This window comes from Citrobacter sp. wls710, assembly GCF_005281115.1.
Classification (GTDB): Bacteria; Pseudomonadota; Gammaproteobacteria; order Enterobacterales; family Enterobacteriaceae; genus Citrobacter; species Citrobacter werkmanii.
This window is the reverse complement of record NZ_SZXD01000001.1, coordinates 134,318-140,890: the sequence shown is the minus strand read 5'-3', so window position 1 is coordinate 140,890 and position 6,573 is coordinate 134,318. Positions and strand designations below refer to the sequence as shown.

5 protein-coding genes are annotated in these 6,573 nt (G+C 53.1%); 4 read left to right on the top strand and 1 reads right to left on the bottom strand.

Translation table 11 applies throughout. From position 1 onward, the window contains the following. On the bottom strand, positions 1–388 hold a 388-nt coding region (locus FDX14_RS00645; RefSeq protein WP_137348857.1), incomplete at its 3' end, for an acetyltransferase. Positions 389–545: 157 nt separating this feature from the next. Between FDX14_RS00645 and metA the strand changes: the two genes are divergently transcribed. The 4 genes from metA to aceK all read left to right on the top strand — a co-directional run bounded on the left by metA (position 546) and on the right by aceK (position 6,565). After that, a complete protein-coding gene (gene metA, locus FDX14_RS00640; protein WP_042313076.1) occupies positions 546–1,475 on the top strand; it encodes a homoserine O-acetyltransferase MetA in 930 nt (309 codons plus the stop codon). A 268-nt stretch (positions 1,476–1,743) separates the two neighbouring features. After that, positions 1,744–3,345 carry a malate synthase A gene (gene aceB, locus FDX14_RS00635; protein ID WP_042313075.1) on the top strand — a complete coding sequence of 534 codons (1,602 nt, stop codon included), beginning with the start codon at positions 1,744–1,746 and terminating at the stop codon, positions 3,343–3,345. A 31-nt stretch (positions 3,346–3,376) separates the two neighbouring features. Further along, positions 3,377–4,681, top strand: a complete 1,305-nt coding sequence (aceA, locus tag FDX14_RS00630) for an isocitrate lyase (protein ID WP_042313073.1) — start codon at positions 3,377–3,379, stop codon at positions 4,679–4,681. A gap of 102 nt (positions 4,682–4,783) precedes the next feature. Further along, positions 4,784–6,565, top strand: coding sequence for a bifunctional isocitrate dehydrogenase kinase/phosphatase (gene aceK / locus FDX14_RS00625; protein ID WP_137348856.1), 1,782 nt, complete (start codon positions 4,784–4,786; stop codon positions 6,563–6,565). The last annotated feature ends 8 nt before the right edge of the window (positions 6,566–6,573 follow it).

Below are 6,573 nucleotides of genomic sequence, written 5' to 3'. Positions count from 1 at the left end.
CCTCTGTACGTCCCGTCACGCTGAATCCCATCTTCTTATAGAATCCAACCGCTTGCTCATTCTGTTCATTAACGTTAGTTGTTAACGTGGAACTCATTGATAAAGCATGTTCAATCAGCAGCTTACCAACGCCACTACCACGCACATCCGGATCGACAAACAGGGCATCTATATGCTGATCGGTCAGGAGCATAAAGGCGACTGGCTCATCCTGCCCTGTTACTGCAACCCATAGAGGGGCTTCTGGTAAAAATGAACGTACCAGCTCCTCCAGCTCAATTCGATAATCCGCAGAGAGGAAATGGTGCGTGGCATCTACTGAGCGACACCAAATAGAAACTAACTTGTCTCCTTCGTCCTGGCGCGAACGACGAATGGTAATGGTCATAGCATTCTCCTTTTTTCTTTACTGCACTATTCTACAGCAAGGAGCCGTGAAACTTTCTCAACTTGAGGATGCAGGCTCGACATTCGCATGATTCCTGGGTATCTTCAGCTGTCTGGATGTCTAAACGTTTAAACGTATGTAGTGAGGTTATCAGGTTATGCCAATTCGCGTGCAGGACGAGCTACCCGCCGTCAATTTCTTGCGTGAGGAAAACGTCTTTGTCATGACGACCTCCCGCGCTTCCGGTCAGGAAATTCGTCCACTGAAGGTGCTCATCCTTAACCTGATGCCGAAGAAGATTGAAACGGAAAACCAGTTCCTGCGTTTATTGTCTAACTCACCGCTACAGGTAGATGTTCAGCTATTGCGCATCGATGCCCGCGAGTCACGCAACACCCCAACGGAGCATCTGAATAACTTTTACTGTAATTTCGAGGATATCTGCGATCAGAACTTTGATGGACTGATTGTTACAGGGGCACCGCTGGGTCTGGTTGAGTTTAATGACGTGGCTTACTGGCCGCAGATTAAGCAAGTGCTTGAATGGGCAAAAGATCACGTTACCTCGACGCTGTTTGTCTGTTGGGCGGTGCAAGCCGCATTGAATATCCTTTATGGCATTCCCAAACAAACCCGCACGGACAAACTCTCCGGCGTGTATGAGCATCATATTCTGCATCCTCATGCGTTGCTGACGCGCGGATTTGATGACGCGTTTTTGGCCCCTCATTCGCGCTATGCCGATTTCCCTGCAGCACTTATCCGCGACTATACCGATCTCGAGATTTTTGCCGAAACGGAAGAGGGCGATGCCTATCTGTTCGCCAGTAAAGATAAACGCATTGCCTTTGTGACGGGTCATCCGGAATATGACGCGCACACGCTTGGTAGCGAATATTTTCGTGACGTTGAAGCGGGCTTATCCCCGGAAGTACCCTATAACTACTTCCCGAAAGATGACCCGCAAAACAAACCGCGGGCAACCTGGCGTAGCCATGGCAATCTGTTGTTTACCAACTGGCTCAACTATTACGTCTACCAGATCACGCCATATGATCTGCGTCACATGAATCCAACGCTGGATTAATCTTCTGTAGCAGACGATCCTTAAGCGTTTCAGCATGTTGAATCAGGCACCTTCGGGTGCCTTTTTTATTTCCGAAACGCACCTCAATGTGTAATTAAATTTTATTTATATTGTTATCAATAGGTTAATTGATAATTAAATTAAAAATGGAAATTGTTTTTGATTTTGAGATTTAAATGAGTAGTCTTAGTTGTGCTGAACGAAAACCGCACAACGATCCTTCGTTCGCATTGGGGATGTGTTTGGATCACTGACGAGGAACTACGCAATGAATCAACAGGCAACGACAACCGATGAACTGGTCTTTACCAGGCCGCGCGGCGAACAAGAACAGCAAATTCTGACCGGAGAAGCGGTGGAGTTTCTGACTGAACTGGTGACAAGATTTACGCCTAAGCGGAATAAGCTTCTGGCTGCGCGGATCCAGCAGCAGCAGGATATTGATAACGGTAAGTTGCCTGATTTTATTTCGGAAACAGCTTCCATTCGCGAGGGCGACTGGAAAATTCGCGGTATTCCTGATGATTTACTGGATCGCCGCGTAGAGATTACCGGCCCGGTTGAGCGCAAGATGGTCATCAACGCGCTGAACGCGAACGTCAAAGTCTTTATGGCTGACTTTGAAGATTCGCTGGCCCCTGAGTGGAGCAAAGTTATCGACGGGCAGATCAACCTGCGCGATGCGGTCAATGGCACCATTAGTTACACCAACGAAGCGGGTAAAATTTATCAACTCAAACCCAATCCAGCTTTATTGGTGTGTCGTGTGCGCGGTCTGCATCTGCCGGAAAAACACGTCACCTGGCGTGGCGAATCCATCCCGGGCAGCCTGTTCGATTTTGCACTCTACTTCTTCCACAACTATAAAGCGTTGCTGGCAAAAGGCAGTGGCCCGTATTTCTATCTGCCAAAAACGCAGGCCTGGCAAGAAGCTGCCTGGTGGAGTGAGGTGTTCAGCTATGCAGAGGACCGCTTTAATCTGCCGCGCGGCACTATCAAAGCGACCCTGCTGATTGAAACGTTGCCCGCTGTTTTCCAGATGGACGAAATTCTGCACGCGTTGCGTGACCATATTGTGGGCCTGAACTGTGGCCGCTGGGATTACATTTTCAGCTATATCAAAACCCTGAAGAACCACCCGGATCGCGTGCTGCCGGACCGTCAGGTAGTGACGATGGATAAGCCATTCCTCAGCGCCTACTCGCGTCTGTTGATTAAAACCTGTCACAAACGCGGCGCGTTTGCGATGGGCGGCATGGCTGCGTTCATTCCCAGTAAAGATGCCGAGCGTAACAACCAGGTTCTGACCAAGGTAAAAGCGGATAAAGCGCTGGAAGCGAATAACGGTCATGACGGTACATGGATTGCCCATCCGGGCCTGGCAGATACCGCAATGACGGTATTCAACGACGTGCTCGGAGAAAACAAAAATCAGCTGTTTGTGACGCGTGAAGAAGATGCGCCAATTACCGCTGAACAGCTGTTGGCGCCTTGTGACGGTGAGCGTACCGAAGAGGGTATGCGAGCCAACATCCGTGTCGCGGTGCAGTACATCGAGGCGTGGATCTCCGGTAACGGCTGCGTACCGATTTACGGTCTGATGGAAGATGCGGCCACCGCCGAAATCTCCCGCACCTCCATCTGGCAGTGGATCCACCACCAGAAGACGCTCAGCAACGGCAAGCCGGTGACCAAACCGCTGTTCCGCCAGATGCTGGCCGAAGAGATGTTGGTGATTCAGGACGAACTGGGCGAGCACCGCTACAGCAGCGGGCGTTTTGACGATGCCGCGCGCCTGATGGAGCAAATCACGACCTCTGATGAACTGATCGATTTCTTGACCCTGCCAGGTTACCGCCTGCTGGCTTAACTCACCACATAACAATATGGAGCATCTGCACATGAAAACCCGTACTCAACAAATCGAAGAATTACAGAAAGAGTGGACTCAACCGCGCTGGGAAGGCATCACCCGTCCGTATAGCGCGGAGGATGTGGTGAAATTACGTGGCTCGGTCAACCCGGAATGCACGCTGGCGCAGCTTGGCGCGGCGAAAATGTGGCGTCTGCTGCACGGTGAGTCGAAGAAAGGGTATATCAACAGCCTCGGCGCGCTGACCGGCGGCCAGGCGCTGCAACAGGCTAAAGCCGGTATTGAAGCGGTCTACCTTTCAGGCTGGCAGGTAGCGGCAGATGCTAACCTGGCCTCCAGCATGTATCCGGATCAATCGCTGTATCCGGCGAACTCCGTCCCGGCAGTGGTGGATCGGATCAACAACACTTTCCGTCGTGCGGATCAGATCCAATGGTCAAGTGGTATTGAGCCGAACGATCCGCGCTACGTGGATTACTTCCTGCCGATCGTTGCTGATGCGGAAGCGGGCTTTGGCGGGGTTCTGAACGCGTTTGAACTGATGAAATCGATGATTGAGGCTGGTGCAGCAGCCGTTCACTTCGAAGATCAGCTCGCATCAGTGAAAAAATGCGGTCACATGGGCGGTAAGGTGCTGGTGCCGACTCAGGAAGCTATCCAGAAACTGGTGGCTGCCCGTCTGGCTGCCGACGTCATGGGCGTGCCGACGCTGGTGATTGCGCGTACCGATGCTGACGCAGCTGATTTGATTACCTCTGACTGCGATGCCTACGACAGCGAGTTCATTACTGGCGAACGTACCTGCGAAGGCTTCTTCCGTACACATGCTGGTATTGAGCAGGCGATCAGCCGCGGTCTGGCCTACGCGCCGTATGCGGATCTGGTGTGGTGTGAAACTTCCACACCAGACCTCGAACTGGCGAAGCGCTTTGCCGATGCTATTCATGCGAAATTCCCGGGTAAACTGCTGGCCTACAACTGTTCGCCGTCGTTTAACTGGCAGAAAAATCTGGATGATAAAACCATTGCCAGCTTCCAGCAGCAGTTGTCGGACATGGGCTATAAATACCAGTTCATTACCCTGGCGGGTATTCACAGCATGTGGTTCAACATGTTCGACCTCGCGCACTCCTATGCGCAGGGTGAAGGCATGCGCCACTATGTTGAGAAGGTTCAGCAGCCAGAATTTGCGGCGGCAAAAGACGGTTACACCTTCGTGTCCCACCAGCAGGAAGTGGGTACCGGGTACTTCGATAAAGTTACCACCATCATTCAGGGCGGCGCCTCTTCCGTTACCGCGTTAACGGGTTCCACCGAAGAATCGCAGTTCTGATCAATGCCCGGTGGCGCTGAGCTTGCCGGGCCTACGAAGGGATGTAGGCCGGAAAAGCGCATGCGCCATCCGGCATGACGTTGTGCCGGATGGGGGAAATCGATGACGCGTGGCCTGGAATTACTGATTGCTCAGACTATCTTGCAAGGTTTCGACGCCCAGTACGGGCGTTTTCTGGAAGTCACCTCCGGCGCGCAGCAGCGTTTTGAACATGCCGACTGGCATGCGGTTCAGCAGGCGATGAAAAGCCGTATTCACCTTTACGATCACCATGTGGGTCTGGTGGTGGAACAGCTGCGCTGCATTACTGACGGCAAAAGTACCGACGCGGGTTTTTTGCTCCGCGTGAAAGATCATTACACCCGGCTCTTGCCGGATTATCCGCGCTTCGAGATTGCGGAGAGCTTCTTTAACTCCGTTTACTGCCGGTTATTTGACCACCGCTCGCTGACTCCCGAGCGGCTGTTTATTTTTAGCTCTCAGCCAGAGCGCCGTTTTCGCACGATCCCCCGCCCGCTGGCGAAAGACTTTTTTCCTGATACCGGCTGGGAGTGGCTGCTCACCCGCGTCCTCAGCGATCTGCCTCTGCGTCTACCGTGGCAGAATAAACATCGTGATATCCACTACATCATCGAACACCTGACCGAAACGCTGGGTGCGGATGTGTTGCCGCGCTGTCATTTACAGGTGGCGAACGAACTGTTTTATCGCAATAAGGCCGCCTGGCTGGTCGGTAAGCTGATTACCCCTTCCGGGACGCTGCCGTTTTTATTGCCAATCCACCGGACTGACGAAGGCGAACTGTTTGTCGATACCTGTCTGACCACGACGGCGGAAGCGAGCATTGTGTTTGGCTTTGCCCGTTCCTATTTTATGGTTTATGCCCCACTGCCCGCGGCGTTAGTGGAGTGGCTGCGCGAGATCCTGCCCGGTAAAACCACCGCTGAATTGTATATGGCGATTGGCTGTCAGAAACATGCGAAGACTGAAAGCTACCGCGAGTATCTGCTCTATCTCGCTGATTGCGATGAGCAATTTATCGAAGCGCCGGGGATCCGCGGCATGGTGATGCTGGTGTTTACCCTACCGGGCTTCGACCGGGTGTTTAAAATCATCAAAGACAAATTTGCGCCGCAAAAGGAGATGTCCGCCGCGCACGTCCGCGCCTGCTACCAGCTGGTGAAAGAGCACGACCGCGTCGGGCGGATGGCTGATACTCAGGAGTTTGAAAACTTTGTACTGGATAAACGGCAAATCGACCCGGCGCTGATGGCACTGCTACTACAGGAAGCGCCGGAAAAAATTACCGATCTCGGCGATCAGATTGTTATTCGCCATCTGTATATCGAACGGCGCATGGTGCCGCTGAATATCTGGCTGGAGCAGGTCGAAGGCCAGCAGTTGCGCGACGCGATAGAAGAGTACGGCAACGCCATTCGTCAGCTGGCCGCCGCCAATATTTTCCCGGGAGATATGCTGTTTAAGAACTTTGGCGTTACCCGCCACGGGCGCGTGGTGTTCTACGACTACGATGAAATTTGCTATATGACGGAGGTGAATTTCCGCCATATCCCACCGCCGCGCTACCCAGAGGATGAGATGAGCGCTGAACCGTGGTACAGCGTGTCGCCGGGGGATGTCTTCCCGGAAGAGTTTCGTCACTGGCTATGTGCCGACCCGCGCATCGGGCCGCTGTTTGAGGAGATGCACGCCGACCTGTTCAGCGCCGACTACTGGCGAGGGCTGCAAACGCGGATCCGTGAAGGGCACGTGGAAGATGTTTACGCTTACCGTCGTCGGCAGCGGTTTAGCGTACGTTATGAAACCGACCGTAGGCCGGATAAGGCCTTTGCGCCGCCATCCGACAATGTACGCCGCGCCTGATGGCGCTG

Bases quoted from the DNA above. Each gene is read 5' to 3' on its own strand.
- aceB (WP_042313075.1), top strand. From the start codon at position 1,744: ATGAATCAACAGGCAACGACAACCGATGAACTGGTCTTTACCAGGCCG.
- aceA (WP_042313073.1), top strand. From the start codon at position 3,377: ATGAAAACCCGTACTCAACAAATCGAAGAATTACAGAAAGAGTGGACT.
- metA (WP_042313076.1), top strand. From the start codon at position 546: ATGCCAATTCGCGTGCAGGACGAGCTACCCGCCGTCAATTTCTTGCGT.
- aceK (WP_137348856.1), top strand. From the start codon at position 4,784: ATGACGCGTGGCCTGGAATTACTGATTGCTCAGACTATCTTGCAAGGT.